The 17,554-nt window shown below is 65.4% G+C and carries 13 protein-coding genes; 6 read left to right on the top strand and 7 right to left on the bottom strand.

Annotation, left to right across the window (positions count from 1 at the left end; genetic code table 11):
• Positions 1 to 159: 159 nt before the first annotated feature.
• The gene (locus CH302_RS20250) at positions 160 to 1,749 is read right to left on the bottom strand and encodes an adenylate/guanylate cyclase domain-containing protein (RefSeq protein WP_037193698.1); all 1,590 of its coding nucleotides are present in this window, start codon (positions 1,747 to 1,749) and stop codon (positions 160 to 162) included.
• A gap of 42 nt (positions 1,750 to 1,791) precedes the next feature.
• Here CH302_RS20250 and nucS point away from each other — a divergent pair, with 42 nt between their 5' ends.
• Both nucS and CH302_RS30675 read left to right on the top strand, forming a co-directional pair.
• Positions 1,792 to 2,463: an endonuclease NucS gene (gene nucS / locus CH302_RS20255; RefSeq protein WP_032394670.1), complete on the top strand. Its 672-nt coding sequence runs from the start codon at positions 1,792 to 1,794 to the stop codon at positions 2,461 to 2,463.
• A 41-nt stretch (positions 2,464 to 2,504) separates the two neighbouring features.
• Entirely contained in the window at positions 2,505 to 2,822 is a 318-nt protein-coding gene (locus tag CH302_RS30675) for a hypothetical protein (protein WP_037193364.1), read from the top strand.
• A 30-nt stretch (positions 2,823 to 2,852) separates the two neighbouring features.
• Here the strand turns inward: CH302_RS30675 and CH302_RS20265 are convergent, their stop codons facing one another.
• Both CH302_RS20265 and mce read right to left on the bottom strand, forming a co-directional pair.
• Complete coding sequence (locus tag CH302_RS20265) at positions 2,853 to 3,803, bottom strand: hypothetical protein (RefSeq protein WP_037193363.1); 951 nt, start codon at positions 3,801 to 3,803, stop codon at positions 2,853 to 2,855.
• Between the two features lie 59 nt (positions 3,804 to 3,862).
• Positions 3,863 to 4,345 (bottom strand): methylmalonyl-CoA epimerase, encoded by a 483-nt coding sequence (gene mce, locus CH302_RS20270; RefSeq protein WP_371828450.1) that lies wholly within the window; start codon positions 4,343 to 4,345, stop codon positions 3,863 to 3,865.
• A 105-nt stretch (positions 4,346 to 4,450) separates the two neighbouring features.
• Here mce and CH302_RS20275 point away from each other — a divergent pair, with 105 nt between their 5' ends.
• The 3 genes from CH302_RS20275 (at position 4,451) to CH302_RS20285 (ending at position 7,078) form a co-directional block, all read left to right on the top strand.
• A complete protein-coding gene (locus tag CH302_RS20275) occupies positions 4,451 to 5,641 on the top strand; it encodes an acetyl-CoA C-acetyltransferase (RefSeq protein ID WP_037193362.1) in 1,191 nt (396 codons plus the stop codon).
• Positions 5,642 to 5,708: 67 nt separating this feature from the next.
• Positions 5,709 to 6,080: a DUF3817 domain-containing protein gene (locus CH302_RS20280; protein ID WP_170945994.1), complete on the top strand. Its 372-nt coding sequence runs from the start codon at positions 5,709 to 5,711 to the stop codon at positions 6,078 to 6,080.
• 104 nt (positions 6,081 to 6,184) lie between these two features.
• The gene (locus CH302_RS20285; RefSeq protein WP_037193694.1) at positions 6,185 to 7,078 is read left to right on the top strand and encodes a tetratricopeptide repeat protein; all 894 of its coding nucleotides are present in this window, start codon (positions 6,185 to 6,187) and stop codon (positions 7,076 to 7,078) included.
• Between the two features lie 9 nt (positions 7,079 to 7,087).
• On the opposite strand, the gene CH302_RS20290 is transcribed toward CH302_RS20285, so the two are convergent.
• From CH302_RS20290 to CH302_RS20300, 3 genes are read right to left on the bottom strand one after another with little or no spacing between them, the layout of a single operon-like run.
• Positions 7,088 to 8,536: a metallopeptidase gene (locus tag CH302_RS20290; RefSeq protein ID WP_037193360.1), complete on the bottom strand. Its 1,449-nt coding sequence runs from the start codon at positions 8,534 to 8,536 to the stop codon at positions 7,088 to 7,090.
• On the bottom strand, positions 8,537 to 10,738 hold the full coding sequence (gene glgB / locus CH302_RS20295) for a 1,4-alpha-glucan branching protein GlgB (protein WP_037193692.1): 2,202 nt from the start codon (positions 10,736 to 10,738) through the stop codon (positions 8,537 to 8,539).
• Between the two features lie 11 nt (positions 10,739 to 10,749).
• Positions 10,750 to 12,756 (bottom strand): alpha-1,4-glucan--maltose-1-phosphate maltosyltransferase, encoded by a 2,007-nt coding sequence (locus CH302_RS20300; protein WP_037193358.1) that lies wholly within the window; start codon positions 12,754 to 12,756, stop codon positions 10,750 to 10,752.
• A 205-nt stretch (positions 12,757 to 12,961) separates the two neighbouring features.
• Here CH302_RS20300 and glgP point away from each other — a divergent pair, with 205 nt between their 5' ends.
• A complete protein-coding gene (gene glgP, locus CH302_RS20305; RefSeq protein ID WP_037193356.1) occupies positions 12,962 to 15,490 on the top strand; it encodes an alpha-glucan family phosphorylase in 2,529 nt (842 codons plus the stop codon).
• A 7-nt stretch (positions 15,491 to 15,497) separates the two neighbouring features.
• Here glgP and CH302_RS20310 read toward each other — a convergent pair whose 3' ends face one another.
• Entirely contained in the window at positions 15,498 to 17,546 is a 2,049-nt protein-coding gene (locus tag CH302_RS20310) for an ATP-dependent DNA helicase (RefSeq protein ID WP_037193354.1), read from the bottom strand.
• Positions 17,547 to 17,554 lie beyond the last annotated feature (8 nt).

Here is a 17,554-nt window from a genome sequence, read left to right on the forward strand (position 1 = left end):
ACTCCCACCCCCTCCGGCAAACGCGCGCGCATTCGCCATCCGCGCGCACAATCGCACCCCGACCTTTACCTGCTTCCCGCGCACCTGACAAACGCGCGCGCATTCGCGGGTCGATGCCGACGCCGAGTCGGCATCGATGGAGACGACCGTCGACAGGAATCAGGCGTGCACGGCGACAGGCTTGTCGGCGGCGACCTTCGCATCTTTCGGATTCGCGAGGACCGTCTCGGCGGAGCGTCCACGGAGGGTTACTGCATCACCGAATTCCCAAAGGTGCGCCTCGTCGTCCGCGGCACCGTCGACTGCCGTTTTGGAGGCCAGGATCGCTCCTGGAGCGTTCTTCGCCAGTTCGGACAGGCGGGCGGCCTCGTTCACCGGGTCTCCGATGACCGTGTACTCGAATCGGGACTTCGCACCGACGTTGCCGGCCACGGCGCGACCTGCTGCGACACCGGCAGCGGCACTGCATTCGGGTACTTCGACCAGCAGCCGTCGGGCAATTGCCCGAGCTGCGGCCAACGCTGAGCCGCAGTGGTCGGCAATTTCGTTGGGGGCACCGAAGATGGCCAGCGCGGCGTCGCCCTCGAATTTGTTGATGAAGCCGCCGTGTTCGTCGACCTCGTCGACGACTACTGCAAAGAATCGGTTGAGTAGGTCCACGACCTCGGTGGGGGGCCGGGATGCCGCCAGCTCCGTCGAACCTACGAGGTCGATGAAGAACACAGCTATGTCGCGTTCCTGGCCACCGAGTTCGCTGTCGGACTGCAACGCCTTTTCAGCAACTTCGTGTCCGACATGTCGGCCGAACAGGTCGCGGATCTTCTCTCGATCGCGCACTCCGTCGGCCATCCGGTTGAACCCACTCTGCAGTTCCCCGAGCTCGGTGCCGTCGTACACCGCGAGACGGACATTCATGTTGCCCTTCTCCACCTCTGCCATGCCGGCCCGCACGTTGTTGATGGGGGAGGTGGTCGCGAAGCCGCCGAGGACGGTCAATGCGAAACCGAAGACGATGGTGATTCCGCCCAGAGCAAGGATGGACACGGCGAGTTGGTTGGCACTCGTCTCGGGTCGGAGGAAGCGGAAAACCGCGATCATCATGAGTCCGGAGACCGGAACGCCGGTTCCCAACAACCACGACAGGATGGAGCGACCCATGACACCGGCGATACGGATTCGACGTGGGTCACCCGCCTCGAGTGCTCGGGCTGCGATGGGGCGAAGCGCGAATTCACTGAGCAGGTAGCTGAACGCGCAGACGACGGTGCCGCCCGCGGCGATCGTGAACGCAACTTTGGGTATCGCCTGAGGATCGATGATGCCGTCGATCGTGGTCAACAGAATCAACGCGCCGATCCAGAGCGCTATCTGCATGCGCGTCAGGCGCCACGGCATCGCGAGAGTGGCCACCTGCTCGGATCGTGTGGGTTGGCGATCCTCGATGCCCCACCGCAGGCTGCTCAGCGCGCTCGTGGTGCCCCAGACGACGCCGACCAGGAATGCGAGAAAGACGTACACGGGGACGACGATGAAGTTCACCCACCAATAGCGATCCATCTCCAGAACGTCCGGTCCGGGAACGACGACGCTGATCAGAACGCCCACGATGACTGCGCCGATCAGGTTCGACAGGACCAAGAAGACGGTCAGCAGCAGCTGAATTCGGATCCGTCGTCGACGTGGCGACTCGGAGGTGTCGCCGAGCAGTCGGGAACCCAGGGGAGCGGCAGATCGTCTCAATTGCGGCATGGTCGTCACAGACTAACGGGGCACCTGCCTTAAGGTGGTCGAGTGCGTCTAGTTATTGCTCGTTGCCAAGTCGACTACGTCGGCCGCCTCACCGCACACCTCCCGTCGGCTCGGCGTCTACTCCTCGTCAAGTCCGACGGATCGGTCAGCGTGCACGCGGACGACAGGGCCTACAAGCCGCTCAACTGGATGTCTCCGCCCTGCTGGACGGTCGAGACCACCGAGGGCGAGACGATCAAGTGGGTCGTCACCAACAAGGCCGGCGAGGAACTTCGCATCACCATCGACGACGTGGAGCTCGACTCGAGTCACGAGCTCGGCATCGATCCCGGTTTGGTGAAAGACGGTGTGGAGGCACATCTTCAGGAGTTGTTGGCCGAGCACGTCAGCACCTTGGGTGACGGATACACGCTCGTCCGACGCGAATACATGACGGCCATCGGTCCGGTGGACCTACTGTGCCGCAACGCCGATGGCGGAACCGTGGCCGTCGAGATCAAGCGACGTGGTGAGATCGACGGCGTCGAACAGCTGACTCGGTATCTGGAGCTGCTCAATCGTGATCCGCTGCTGGCTCCGGTCAGCGGAGTGTTCGCTGCACAGGTCATCAAGCCTCAGGCGAAGACGTTGGCCACCGATCGCGGCATTCGTTGTCTCACACTCGACTACGACGTCCTGCGGGGAACCGACAGTACCGAGTTCCGTCTTTTCTGACGTCTGTCGGCACGAATCGGACTGTTCTCTACACTGGACGGGTGCCTCGTCGTAATCAACCCCGCCGACCGAATCGGAGCGGCCCGAGTGACCTCGGTCCGGCGACCGACTCCGTGTTGGGCGGCAACCGGGTCGAGGTCGGTCCGGACGGTGACACGTACACGACGCGGATGGTTCCGGGTGCCAAGGCCGTGAAGACCTACCGATGCCCCGGCTGTGATCACGAGGTGCGGCCGGGCGTCGCACACATCGTCGCGTGGCCGTCGGACGATTTCGGCGGTGCTGACAATCGCAGACACTGGCATACCGGATGTTGGTCCGGCCGAAACACGCGAGGCCTCACCCGCAGATGGTCGTAGCGGGGGAGGCCAGGCGGGGGATCTGCTGAATCAGGATGCCGAGTCGGCCGATTCCTTCTCGGCCTCGGCTTTCGCGGCTGCCTTCTCTTCTTCCTTCTTCAGGATGGCCGTCGGGTCGGGATTGTCGAGCAGTTCGCTCTCGCGATTGACCGAGGCGAGCATCGCCGGAACCGAATCGAGCTGGCCCCGAATTCCGAGCAGCTGTGCCAGTACGCGACTGCGGAGCACACGCAGCTCCTCGGCCAGTTCTTTCGAGTGCGCGATGCGTCGTTCGGCCTGCTCACTCGCGGACTGAAGCCGTCGAGCAGATTCGGTGGTTGCTTCCTCGATCCGGCGAGCAGCATCGGCCTTGCTGGACGCTTCGAGTTCCTCGAGGGCGGTGAGCACCTTGGTGCGACGCTCGGCCATCGTGATCTCGAAGTCTTCCTGGACCTTGGCTCGCTTGGCCTCGGATTCGGCAGCCAACTTGTCGCGCTCGGCCTGCGCGGCCTCGACCACTCGAGCTGCTTCGGTGCGCGCCTGAGCCATGGTCTGCTGGTGTTCGGCTTCGAGTGCCGTTCGGCGCTCTTCGAGTTCGGCCACCAGTGACTCGTGACGGCCGCGAAGCCGGGCACTCTCTTGCTGCGCAACGGAGATCATTTCCTCGGACTCCGAATGCGCCTTGGCACGTACCTCGGATGCCTCGTCCGAGGCCAGCCGCAGCATCCGTGAGATCCGATCGCTCATCCCCTCCGCTGTGGTGGGCGGAACCGACAAGCGATCGATGTCCTTGCGCAGTTCGTCGATCTCGTCACGGGCGTCGTCGAGTTGCTTGGCCAGATCACGAGCCTGGGCCGCGGCCGCATCACGGTCAGCGGTTGTCAGCCGGAGCTCGGCGTCGAACCGCTCGAAGTAATTGGTGACTTCGTCGCGATCGAACCCCTTCCGGACGATGGAAAAGGGAAGTTGCACCGTGGAAGTGCGCTCATGATCGATGGCCATGGCCGTCAATTTACCGGTGAGTCAAGTGGAGAGCCATACGGCTGATTCACAGAGTTGGATCAGTGCGCGTCGGGGTTCGGTTCGACAAGTTCGATGAGCACGCCACCGGCGTCCTTCGGATGGACGAAGTTGATCCGAGAATCGGCGGTGCCCCGGCGTGGGGCGTCGTACAGCAACCGAACGCCGCGAGCGCGCAGCTCGGTCGAGATCTCTTCGATGTCGGTGACGCGGTACGCCAACTGCTGCAGTCCCGGGCCGTTGCGTCCGATGAACTTGGCGATGGTGGACGACTCGTCGATCGGCGCGAGCAACTGCAGTGCAGCGGACTTATCGGTGGCTCCGGGGAAGGACAGCATCGCCTCGCGAACGCCCTGTTCCTCGTTGATCTCCTCGTGCACCGCAACCATGCCGAGGTGGTCGGTGTACCAGGCGATAGCGGCGTCGAGATCGGGCACCGCGACACCCACGTGATCGATAGCCGTCACCAGATCGGAGCGCAGTGGAGCTCCCGTGTAAGACTGCGTGCTGGAGGTCATGGCCATGACGTTAGCGCCAGCTACGTTTCGGTGCTCCGCCCGGCCGGTATCGGCAGGGGGCGTCGGAGCGTTGATCTCGACAAGGCCGTCTTCATACTTTCGGAGGAAATCGTGACCACAACAGTCATCGTCGCCGGCGCTCGCACGCCCGTGGGACGTTTTTCGGGTGCCCTGAAGGACTTCTCGGGATCGGACCTCGGCGGAATCGCCATCAAGGGTGCACTCGACAAGGCCGGTGTCGCGCCGGATCAGGTCGACTACGTCATCATGGGCCAGGTTCTCACCGCTGGTGCCGGCCAGATTCCGGCCCGTCAGGCTGCGGTTGCTGCTGGTATCCCGATGACCGTGCCTGCACTGACGATCAACAAGGTGTGCCTCTCCGGAGTCGACGCCATCGCACTGGCCGACCAGCTGATCCGCGCCGGTGAATTCGAGATCGTCGTCGCAGGCGGTCAGGAGTCGATGACCCAGGCACCGCACATGCTCGAGAAGTCGCGGGCCGGATTCAAGTACGGCGATGTCACCATGCGTGATCACCTCGCCTACGACGGGCTGTACGACATCTTCACCGATCAGGCCATGGGTGCACTGACCGAGCAGCGCAACCAGAGCACCGAGGTCATCACTCGCGAGGAGCAGGACACCTTCGCCGCCGCGTCGCATCAGAAAGCTGCTGCGGCCTGGAAGAACGGCGTCTTCGACAACGAGGTGGTCCCGGTGTCGATTCCGCAGCGCAAGGGTGAGCCGATCCAGTTCACCGCAGACGAAGGCATTCGCGCCGACACCACCGTCGACTCCCTCGGCAAGCTCCGCCCCGCCTTCGACAAGGCAGGCACCGTCACCGCCGGCTCGGCGTCGCAGATTTCCGACGGTGCCGCCGCCGTCGTGGTGATGAGCAAGGAGAAGGCCGAATCGCTCGGATTGACCTGGCTCGCCGAGATCGGCGCGCACGGAGTGGTGGCCGGTCCGGACTCCACACTGCAGTCGCAGCCTGCTCGCGCGATCGCCAAGGCGTGCGAGAAGGAAGGCATCGACCCGAAGGACCTCGACGTCGTCGAGATCAACGAGGCGTTCGCAGCGGTCGGAATCGCGTCGACCCGCGAACTCGGCATCGACTCCGAGATCGTCAACGTCAACGGCGGAGCGATCTCCATCGGACATCCCCTCGGCATGTCCGGCGCTCGCATCGCCTTGCATCTGGCTCTCGAGCTGCAGCGACGCGGCGGCGGAGTGGGCGCGGCCGCACTGTGCGGCGGCGGTGGACAGGGCGACGCCCTCATCGTTCGGGTACCCAAGAAATAGCGCGTCGGTGGCTCTGGTCGTTGGTGAGACCAGAGCCACTACGTTCTGTCGTAGCAAAACGGGCACAATAGCGGGCATGACCAACTTCTTCGACCTGAGCAGCACGGCCAAACGTTTCCGTTTCATCGCTGTGCTCGAAGCGTTCACCTGGCTGGGACTGCTGATCGGGATGGCGTTCAAGTACATCCCCGCCGACGGCAACGAGATCGGCGTGAAGATCTTCGGACCGATCCACGGTGGCGTGTTCGTGGTGTATCTGGCCGTCGCCGTGTTGACGGCAGTGAAGCTCAAGTGGGACGTCAAGGCAACCTTGCTGGCGCTCGTTGCGGCGTTTCCCCCGTTCGGCACCGTCGTCTTCGAGATCTGGGCCGCGCGTACCGGCCGTCTCGCCGAGCTGAGCACCGGCCGCCCCGCCGCCGACGCGAAGGTTCTGTCCTGACCGCCCGCCAGTGGATGACGCATCGTGTTAGTGACAAACTGTAGGGCGTGACTCGACCCGGTTCCCGTCCTCCCGCCCGCCCGTCAGCCGTCGTTCCCGCATCCATTGCCGGTGCCGTCGACCTGTCCGTTCTCAAGGACCGTCCGGCACCTGCACCTGCACCTGCGGCCGAATCCGGGGGCGACGCGGGAGGTCTGGCACCGATCGTCGACGTGACTGCGGCTACGTTCGAGGCCGAGGTTCTGCAGCGGTCGACGCAGGTACCGGTGATCGTCGACCTGGGTTCGGCGCGTTCGCCGCAGTCCCAGGCGTTGACGCGTCAGCTCGGACAGCTGGCCGTGGAAGCCGCGGGTACATGGGTGCTCGCGCGAGTCGACGTGGACTCCAATCCGCAGATCGCGCAGGCGTTCGGTGTGAAAGCCATTCCGACGGTGGTTGCCGTTGCAGCCGGCCAGCCCCTCGCCGACTTCGAGGGAACGCAGTCGGACGAGCAGCTGCGTCAGTGGCTACAAGCGGTCGAGCAGGCGACCGCGGGAAAGCTCACCGGGCCTCCCGGGGCGGCGGCTGCCGAACCGGAACCCGAGATCGAGGATCCGCGGATCGTCGCAGCCGAAGAAGCCATCGACGACGGCGATTTCGACAAGGCAGAAGCTGCCTATCAGGCCATCATCGACGCCGAACCGAAGAACACCGAGGCCGTTGCCGCGCTGCGTCAGGTCAAGTTCCTGGCCCGTGTGCAGAACCTGGCACCGGACGCGATTGCAATCGCCGACGCCGACGCCGGAAACGTGCAGGCTCGGATCGATGCAGCGGACGCCGAGATGGCCGGTCAGCAACCGGAACAGGCCTTCGCTCGTCTGATCGACGGGATCAAGATCAGCGCAGGCGACGACCGCACTGCGCTGCGCACCCGTCTGCTCGAGCTGTTCGAGTTGTTCGACTCGGCCGATCCTCTTGTGGTCTCCGCGCGGCGCAAACTCGCGTCCGCCCTGTACTGACAGCGGTACTCAGCTGTAGCGCGCGTCGCACCGATCCTTGCCGCCGAGAACTCCCGAACGGAACGCATCGACTCGGGAGAAGCCGGACGGCAGCGTCGTACCGTTGACGTCGCTGGCGGCGAGGCCGTCGTTGAGCAGTCCGGACACGGCTTCGTCGAGATCGCCGGGGGAGAGCCAGACTTCGAGGTCCGTCGTTCCGCTCTCGACGCTCATCGCCGAGGTGATCACTCCGGACAGGCAGGCCGAGCGTAGGGCGGCCTGCGGATCGTCGAGCGTCTGGCCTGCTTCCTTCTGCACCGCGAGCGTGTAGCGCGAGGCGAACAGCACGTAGGCGCTGTAGTCGCCGGAAACGTTGAGCGGCAAGATGTCTCCGCGTCGGGGAGTCTCGGGCATTCCCTGCTCGGCGAGGCCCTCGACGTCGACACCGATGGTGTTGGTCGCCGGGCAGTACGACACCGGTGCCGTGGCCTCTGCGTCGGAGCATCCGGTGGCCGAACCGGAGTAGTCGACGGCCGGCGGATCGGCGACGGGCAACACCTTCTCGAAGGATCGGGTGAAGGCACCGAGGGAATCCTCGGTCACCGGTAGCTCACCGGAGTCGTCGGGGTCGCTGAACTTCTGCGGCAACGATGCTCGACGCGAATCGATTTCGGCCTCGTCGATGCCGGTGCAGGCCGCCGCGCCGTCGGTGAAGCCGATCTGCACGGCGGTGACGCGCTCGAATGCCGAGCCGTGCACCGATTCGGGATCGTTGGGATCGACGTCGCGCACGGCGACCGTTGCGGCGAGTACGCCGTTGAGTCCGTCCGAGGTGTTGATCGTGAAGTGCGGCGCATCGTCTTCGGCGACGTGGCGGATGAACGCACCGGCGAAGCAGTCGGCCTGTTGCTCGGCCACGATGGTCGGGGTGTCGTCGCCGACGAGCCCCGACTGATGCTGAATGGCGTGGCCGTATTCGTGGGCGATCACCATCACGACCGACATCGGTCCGAACGCGTCGACCAGAGCCGGGAGCAGAATGGTCCGATCCCACCCGATCGAATCGTCGCGGGTGCAGTAGGCGGCGTTCGGGATGCCGCCGGTTCGGTCTCCGCAGAATCTGATACCCGATCCCTCGTCCTCGGACGCGTCCCACGAGACGACATTCGAGACCGGGGTGAACGACCCCTTGAACAAGCTGGAGTACTGCTCGGCCCAGAACTGTTGGATGTCGTCGATCGCGTTGGTGGCGAGGATGTCCGAGTCGGTGCCCTCGGCGTTCTCCACCTCGATCGTCGAATCGGGGACTCCCGGACGCGGCCCGCTCGGCCCGCTCGTGACCGGGAGTCCTGCGACGGTGAACGGGTTCTCGTAGATCGATACCGCGTTCCCGCCGACGGTCTGCGCGCACGAGGTCAGCAGGAGCAACCCTGCAGTGGCGGCCGCGGCCAGTAGTCGGGGTGTGCGGCCGCCACTCATCTATCGCTCCAGTTTTATCCAGATCGCCCCGTTGGCGGGTAGTGCGACCTGGCCTGACGCCGGTCGACCGTGCCACGAGTGCGATGTTGCCGTCACTTCACCCAGGTTGCCCACGCCGGAGCCCCCGTACTCCGTTGCGTCGGTGTTGAGGATCTCTGTCCAACGGCCGGGTTCCGGTAGTCCCACACGATAGCTGCCGTGCTCGTTTCCGGAGAAGTTGAAAATACACGCGATGACCGAACCGTCGGATCCGTACCGCAGAAAGCTCAGCACATTGTTCTCGGTGTCGTTGGCGTCGATCCACGAGTATCCACTCGGCGACGTGTCGAGCGTCCACAGTGCCGGGTGGGACTTGTACGTCGAGTTGAGATCGGACACAAGGGTTTTGACGCCGTTGTGCAGAGGTTCCTCGTCGATCTGGTACCAGTCGAGGCCACGCTCCTCGGACCACTCACGGGTCTGCCCGAACTCCTGTCCCATGAACAGCAGTTGCTTACCGGGGTGCGCCCACATGTAGGCGAGCATGCCGCGCAGGCCGGCAGCCTTGGCGTAATCGTCGCCTGGCATTCGCGTCCACAACGTGCCCTTGCCGTGCACCACCTCGTCGTGGCTGATGGGGAGAAGGTAGTTCTCACTCCACGCATAGACCAGAGAAAAGGTGATCTCGTGGTGGTGGTAACTGCGATGAATGGGATCACGCCCGAGGAAGCCGAGGGTGTCGTGCATCCAGCCCATGTTCCACTTCATGTTGAACCCGAGTCCGCCGACGTTCGTCGGGCGGGTGACGCCGGGCCATGCCGTCGACTCCTCGGCCACGGTGACGACGCCGCGGTGCTTCTTGTGCACCGTTGCGTTCATCTCCTGCAGGAAGGTCACGGCCTCGAGGTTCTCGCGGCCACCGTAGATGTTCGGCGACCAGCCGCCCTCGGGGCGGGAGTAATCCAGGTACAGCATCGATGCCACGGCGTCGACACGGAGGCCGTCGATGTGGAACTCGTCGATCCAGTACAGCGCGTTCGCGACCAGGAAGTTGCGCACCTCTCGGCGGCCGAAGTCGAAAACAAGTGTGCCCCAGTCGAGTTGCTCGCCGCGCTGTGGGTCGCCGTGCTCGTACAGTGGGCCGCCGTCGAACCGGGCCAGGGCCCATTCGTCCTTGGGGAAGTGCGCGGGAACCCAGTCGACGATGACGCCGATTCCGGCACCGTGGAGGTGGTCGACGAAGTAACGGAAATCGTCGGGGCTGCCGAAGCGCGATGTCGGTGCGTAGTACGACGTCACCTGGTAACCCCAGGACCCGCCGAACGGGTGCTCGGCGACCGGGAGCAGCTCCACGTGGGTGAATCCGGTTTCGGTGATGTATTCGGCCAACTGCTCGGCGAGCTCGCGGTACCCCAGACCCGGTCGCCAGGACGCCAGGTGGATCTCGTACACACTCATCGGTGCCTGCGTCGGCTCGATGCCGGCCCGGGTGTCGAGCCAGGACTCGTCGTTCCAGGTGTACGAGGACGCGGTGACGACCGAGGCCGTCGACGGTGGGATCTCGGTGGCGAAGGCCATCGGGTCGGCCTTGTCCTTGACCGAACCGTCGGCACCGTGGACGCGGAACTTGTACAGCGCGCCCGGCGCGATGTCGGGAACGAAGAGCTCCCACACACCGGTCGAGCCCAGTACGCGCATCGGCCAGCTGCGGCCGGTCCAGCCGTCGAAGTCGCCGACGAGGGTGACGCCTTGCGCTGCGGGGGCCCAGACCGCAAACGAGGTTCCGGTGACGGCTCCGTCCGGAGTTGCATACGACTGTTGGTGCGCGCCGAGAATGTCCCACAGACGCTCGTGCCTGCCCTCGCCGAACAGGTGCAGATCGAGTTCGCCGAGAGTGGGCAGGAAGCGGTATCCGTCGGCGGATTCGGAGACGTGTCCGCCGGGCCACGTCACCACGAGGCGGTAGTCGATCAGGTCCTCGAACGGGAGCAGGGCCGAGAAGACTCCGTGCGCGACGTGGGTCAACTCGTGGTCGACGCCACCGACGCGGGCGACGACCTTCTCGGCGTCGGGCTTGAGGGCGCGGATCGCCGTTCCGCCCGGCACCGGGTGGGCACCGAGGACGGAATGCGGGTTGTAGTGCCGCCCGGCAGCGATGAGATCGAGATCGTTGTCGGACGGGGCTGCGACGGTGTCTTCGGGTGTTCTCGGATTCTCGGTCACGTTGAATCCACTCACTTTCGGTTGCCGCGGTAGGCCAGTTCGATACGAGCCGGGTACGGGATGTGGGGGAGCGTGAAGATGTGCGCCACCGACGTCCAGGGCTCGAGCCTGACGAAATTGGTGTGGCCCCAGTCGTAGTGGACGCCGCTCACTTCGTCCTTGATCGTGAGGGTGTCCTGCCAGTCGTGGCCGAGGGCAGGCATGTCCAGGTGGATGGTGCCTTCTTCGGCTCCGAAGGGATTGAGGTTGATCACCACCAGGATCGAGTCACCGGTCTGCGGGTCGAACTTGGAATATCCGATCAGCGCCTCGTTGTCGATGGTGTGGAAGTGGATGTTGCGGAGCTGCTGCAGCGCCGGATGCGCGCGCCGAATCGCGTTCAGCGTGGTGATCCAGGGCTCGAGCGACTCGCCGCGGGCCAGCGCACCCTCGAAATCGCGTGGGCGCAACTGGTACTTCTCCGAGTCCAGGTATTCCTCGCTGCCCTCTCGCACGGCCTGGTGCTCGAACAGCTCGTAGCCCGAGTAGACGCCCCAGGTGGGTGCCATCGTCGCCGCGAGAGCTGCTCGGAGAGCGAACATTCCGGGTCCGCCGTGTTGCAGGCTCTCGTGCAGGATGTCCGGGGTGTTGACGAACAGGTTCGGCCGCGCGTCGTCGGCGCGTCGAGCATGCTCCTCGGCGAACTCGGTCAGCTCCCACTTGGCGGTACGCCAGGTGAAGTACGTGTACGACTGCGTGAAGCCGCGCTGCGCCAGCCCGTACATGCGCACCGGTCGAGTGAACGCCTCGGCGAGGAACAGCACGTCCGGATCGGTCTTCTTGACCTCGGCGATGAGCCATTCCCAGAAGTCCGGCGGCTTGGTGTGTGGGTTGTCGACTCGGAAGACCTTGACCCCGAGAGAGATCCAGTATCGGACCACGCGCAGCACTTCTTCGTAGATGCCACGTCGGTCGTTGTCGAAGTTGACCGGGTAGATGTCCTGGTATTTCTTCGGCGGATTCTCGGCATAGGCGATCGTGCCGTCCGGTAGCACCGTGAACCACTCGGAATGTGTTGCAGCCCAGGGATGGTCGGGAGCAGCCTGAAGGGCGAGATCAAGGGCCACTTCCAGGTGGTGCTCCTGTGCGGCGGCGACGAACGCGCGAAAATCGTCCTCGGTGCCCAGTTCCGGATGGATGGCGTCGTGCCCGCCGTCCTCGGAGCCGATGGCCCACGGCGATCCGACGTCCTCGGGACCGGGGGTCAACGTGTTGTTCGGGCCCTTGCGGTTGATGGTGCCGATGGGGTGGATCGGCGGCAGGTAGACGATGTCGAATCCCATCCGCTCGATGCGGGGCAACTGCTCGATCGACGTCGCGAACGTGCCGTGTCGAGGAGAGCCGTCCTCGTTCCATCCGCCGGTGGACCGAGGGAAGAACTCGTACCACGCACCGTTGAGGGCGAGATTGCGATCGACCCACACGTTGACCGCGCGAGAACGAGTCACCAGTTCGCGCAGCGGGTGAGCGAACAGCAACTCGGCGACCGACGACGCGAACGCGGAGGAGACCCGGGCAGGCAGCGGGCGATCGGTGTCGCGCAACGCGGCGGCGACATCGGCCAGCATCTGCCTGCTCTCGGCAGGAACGCCGGTGGCAGCCCGCAGGAACAGCCGCGCCCCGATCTCGAGATCGTTCGAGAGCTCGTGAGCACTCTGGCCCACTCCGAGCTTGGCTTCGACGGCATGGCGCCAGGTGCTGATCGGATCGCTCCACGCTTCGATGCGGCAGATCCAGTAACCCGGCCGAGAGGGGACGAACACCGCGTCGAACGTGTCGGGTTCGCGGCCCGGTGTCATCGGGATGCGTTCGAGTTTGCCTCCCGGTCCGCGCACCGACAGTGTCGCGGCCACCGCGTCGTGACCCTCGCGCCAGACGTCGGCGGAGACTGGAAACGTCTCGCCCACCACCGCTTTCGCGGGGTACTTCCCGGTCGTCGTATCTGGAAGGACATTGTCGATACCAAGTCGACCTGTCACTTCACACTCCATTCTTCGCTAGAGGTATGGCTGCGCGGGCGCAACCTCTGATCGAACCGATATTGGTGTGCTTCTATTCGTCAACCGTAATGCAGCAATGCAGATGGCGCGTGCGCCGACGCATACTGCCCGTGACGGGCACCGCGGAGCAGATTTCGTGTAAGCCGCCCATCGACACAGGTGTCCGTGGGTAGGGTTCGACCCTGTGAAAGCTTTGCGCCGATTCACCGTCCGAGCCCATCTTCCCGCCCGCTTGAATGCCCTCGCCGAGCTCTCGACAAACCTCAGGTGGTCGTGGCACTCGTCGACGCAGGATCTGTTCGAGCACATCGATCCACTGTTGTGGACCGAACTCGAGCGCGATCCGGTGGCCGTACTGGGAGCCGTCGCACCGGCGCGGCTCGAGGAACTCGCGGCCGACGAGCGCTTTCTGGCCGAGCTGGACGCCGCCGAGGCGGATCTGCACGACTACCTCGCCCGTCCGCTCTGGTACCAGAACGAACTGGCCGAGGGACGTGCTCTGCCGTCGGGCATCGGGTATTTCTCGATGGAGTTCGGCGTCACCGAGGTGCTGCCCAACTACTCCGGCGGCCTCGGGATTCTGGCCGGCGACCACCTCAAGGCTGCCTCCGACCTGGGACTGCCGTTGATCGGTGTCGGGTTGCTCTACCGCTCGGGATACTTTCGCCAATCGCTGACGGCCGACGGCTGGCAGGCCGAACGCTATCCGTCACTCGACCCGCACGGTCTGCCGCTGCGATTGCTTACCGACGACGGCGACTCACCGGTGCTGATCCACGTGTCGATGCCCGGATCTCGGGTTCTGCGGGCACGGGTGTGGATCGCCCAGGTGGGACGCGTCCCGCTGTTGCTGCTCGATTCCGACATCGCCGACAACGACCCGGAGCTGCGTGGGGTCACCGACCGGTTGTACGGCGGCGACCAGGACCACCGCATCAAGCAGGAGATACTCGCCGGTATCGGCGGCGTTCGAGCGATCCGGGCCTACACCCGTGCGCACGGTCTGCCCGATCCCGAGGTGTTCCACATGAACGAGGGCCATGCCGGCTTCCTGGGCGTCGAACGCATCCGCGAACTCGTCACCTCCGGAACCCTGGACTTCGACGCGGCGCTGGCGGCGGTGCGGGCCGGCACCGTCTTCACCACCCACACCCCTGTCCCCGCCGGCATCGACCGGTTTCCGGCCGATCTGGTGCGGCATTACTTCGGTAGTGCGGACGGCGGCGCGGACTCGGCGCTGCTGCCGGGTCTGCCGATGGATCGAATCCTCGCCCTCGGCGGCGAGAGCGACGCGTCGGTGTTCAACATGGCGCACATGGGGTTGCGTCTGGGACAACGCGCCAACGGTGTGTCGAAGCTGCACGGCATCGTCAGCCGCGAGATGTTCAACGACCTGTGGCGGAGATTCGACGCATCCGAGGTGCCTATCGGATCGGTCACCAACGGCGTCCACGCTCCGACGTGGTCTGCTCGGGAATGGGCAGACGGGGAGCCGGGGCCGCTGTCCTCGGACCAGGTGTGGTCCACACGCAACGCCCTGCGCGCGCAACTGGTGGACGAGGTACGGCGCCGGGTGCGGCGCTCGGCTCTCGAACGCGGCTCGACCGAGGCCGAGATCAGTTGGACAGCAAATGTTTTCGATCCCAACGTACTCACCGTAGGCTTTGCTCGACGGGTACCGACGTACAAGCGCCTGACCCTGATGCTCCGCGAACCCGAGCGGCTGCGCGCCATGTTGCTGGACCCGGTTCGTCCGGTCCAGCTGGTGGTCGCGGGCAAGTCGCACCCCGCCGACGACGGTGGAAAGGCGCTCATCCAGCAGATCGTCAGGTTCGCCGATCAGGCCGACGTACGGCACCGCATCGTGTTCCTGCCCGACTACGACATGTCCATGGCGCGATTCCTGTACTGGGGATGCGATGTGTGGCTGAACAATCCGTTGCGACCGCTCGAAGCGTGCGGCACCTCGGGCATGAAGTCCGCGCTCAACGGCGGCCTGAACCTCTCGATTCGCGACGGGTGGTGGGACGAGATGTACGACGGCGAGAACGGCTGGGCCATTCCCACCGCGGACGGCGTCACCGACGACAACCGCCGCGACGATCTCGAAGCCGCTGCACTCTACGAACTACTCGAACAGGCAGTGCTACCCAAGTTCTACGACCGCGGGGACGACGGTGTGCCGAGCCGCTGGATCGAAATGGTGCGGCACACGCTCGAGCAGTTGGGCCCGAAAGTGCTGGCGTCGAGAATGGTTCAGGACTACACGCTGGGCTACTACGCGCCCGCAGCGGAATCCGCGCGCGCGGCATCGGCCGATGATCACCGCGGTGCCACGGATGTCGCATCGTACCGCCGCCGCGTCGAACAGGCATGGGGCGCAGTGAAAGTCACCCGCGTCGACAGTGAGGGTCTGCCGGACACTCCGGTGATCGGTGCTGAGCTCTCGCTGCGCGCCAACGTCGATCTCGGCGGCTTGGACGCGTCGGACGTGGTGGTGCAGGCGGTCGTGGGACGCGTCGACGAGGACGAGAACCTCACCGACATTCGCACGACGGCCATGACGCACGTGGGAACCGACGGCGGCGAGCACGTGTACGCGGGCGAGACGCGGCTGCCGCACAGCGGCACGGTGGGATACACGGTGCGGGTGCTACCTCATCACCACGGTCTGGCCTCGGATGCCGAGCTGGGTCTGGTGGCGACGCCCTAGGGAGCAGCTACTTTCCGGCGAGACGGGTGAGGGCCTTGCGGACCACCTCCGGGTCCGAGGTCTCCCAGAACGGCGGCAGCGAGGCACGTAGGTAGCCGCCGTAGCGGGCGGTCGCCAGGCGCGAATCGAGCACGGCGACAACACCTTTGTCGTCGACGCTACGAAGCAGTCGGCCGACGCCCTGCGCCAGCAGCAGGGCCGCGTGGTTGGCGGCGACCGCGAGAAAGCCGTTGCCGCCACGTGATTCGACGGCCTGCTGCCTGGCCACCAGCAGCGGATCGTCGGGCCGCGGGAACGGAATGCGGTCCAGGATCACCAGACTCAACGACGGGCCGGGGACGTCGACGCCCTGCCACAGAGACAGCGTCCCGAACAGGGAGGTGGCCTCGTCGTCGGCGAACTTCTGCACCAGTGCGCCGGTGGAATCGTCGCCCTGGCACAGGATCGGCGTATCGAGGCGCTCCCGCATCTCCTCGGCGGCGGCCTTGGCGGCGCGCATGGACGAGAAGAGTCCGAGCGTTCGGCCGCCGGCGGCGCTGACCAGCGACTCGATCTCGTCGAGGGAGGACTTCGAGAGGCCGTCACGTCCGGGTGGCGACAGATGCTTGGCGATGTACATGATGCCGGCCTTGGCGTGGTCGAACGGCGACCCGACGTCGAGCGAATTCCACCTGATCGACCCGGTGTCGGACGGCGGTTCCACGCCCGATGCCATCGCGGTGTCACTGCGCGACGGCTTCTCTGCGGGAAGCCCCCAGTTGACGGCCAAGCCGTCGAACGATCCGCCGACGGTCAAGGTCGCGGAGGTGAGCACCACGGTGGACTCGGCGAACAGGCGCGCTCGGAGCAGTCCGCCCACCGACAGCGGGGCGATGTGGACGGTGCGTTTGACGTTGCCGCGGAAATCGTCGACGGCATGCCAGACCACGTCCTTGCGTTTGGCCGGGTCGGGTTCGTCGAACGCCGTGAGGACGCGCACGGCACTGTCGTGCACCTCGTCGATCGCGACGAGTGCGGCGCTGCGAGCCGCGGCAGCCTCGGGATCGCTGGCCGCCATGCCCTGCTTGTTGGGGCCGATCGCGGTGCGGACCGCCCAGGCGGCGTCGCGAATGGAGGCGAGTGCGGGGCCGACGCCGTCGGGCAGAGACTGCCAGCGGCTCGGGGGTAGCTCGTCCAGAATCGCGGCCCAGTTCTCGGCGGCTCCTTCGAGCTGATCGACCGTCTCTTCTTCGATCAACTTCGCGCTCCGGCGCGCCGCGGCGGTGACGGTCGCGGCCGACAGCTCCTCGGTGGCAACGCCGGTCACTCGGTCGACCAATTCGTGGGCCTCGTCGACGACCACGACATCGTGCTCGGGCAGGATCTGAATTCCGGTGATCGCGTCGATCGCGAGCAGGGCGTGATTGGTCACCACGACGTCGACCTGGGCAGCCTCGGTGCGCGCGCGCTCGGCGAAGCAGTCCTCGCCGACGGGGCAGCGGGATTTGCCCAGGCATTCGCGGGCGGTGACGCTGACCTGACGCCAGGCCTGATCGCTGACCCCGGGCACGACGTCGTCGCGGTCGCCGGTCTCGGTCTCGGACGACCACTTCGTCAGCCGTACCACCTCGCGTCCCATCCGCGAGACGGCGAACGGGTCGAACAGTTCCGCATCCGGTGCCTCTTGCGCAGCCCCGGTGTGGATCTTGTTCATGCACAGATAGTTGTTGCGGCCCTTGAGGATTGCGAACTTCGGGCGGCGGCCGACGGCCTCGGTCAAGGCGTCGGACAGGCGCGGTAGATCGCGGTCTACCAGCTGCCGCTGCAGCGCGATGGTGGCCGTGGAGACGATGACGGTCTTGCCGGATTCCACCGCGTGCCGAATGCTGGGAACGAGGTACGCGAGGGACTTGCCGGTTCCGGTGCCTGCCTGCACCGCGAGATGCTCCCCGGTATCGATCGAGTGCGCCACCGCCGAGGCCATCGTCAGCTGATTGCTGCGTTCCTTGCCGCCGAGGGAGTGCACCGCGACCTGCAGGAGAGCGGGAACGGTTGGCAACTCGGTCTTCGACGGCACCGAAGCAG

Source organism: Rhodococcus sp. 15-2388-1-1a, from assembly GCF_002259145.1.
Classification (GTDB): Bacteria; Actinomycetota; Actinomycetes; order Mycobacteriales; family Mycobacteriaceae; genus Rhodococcoides.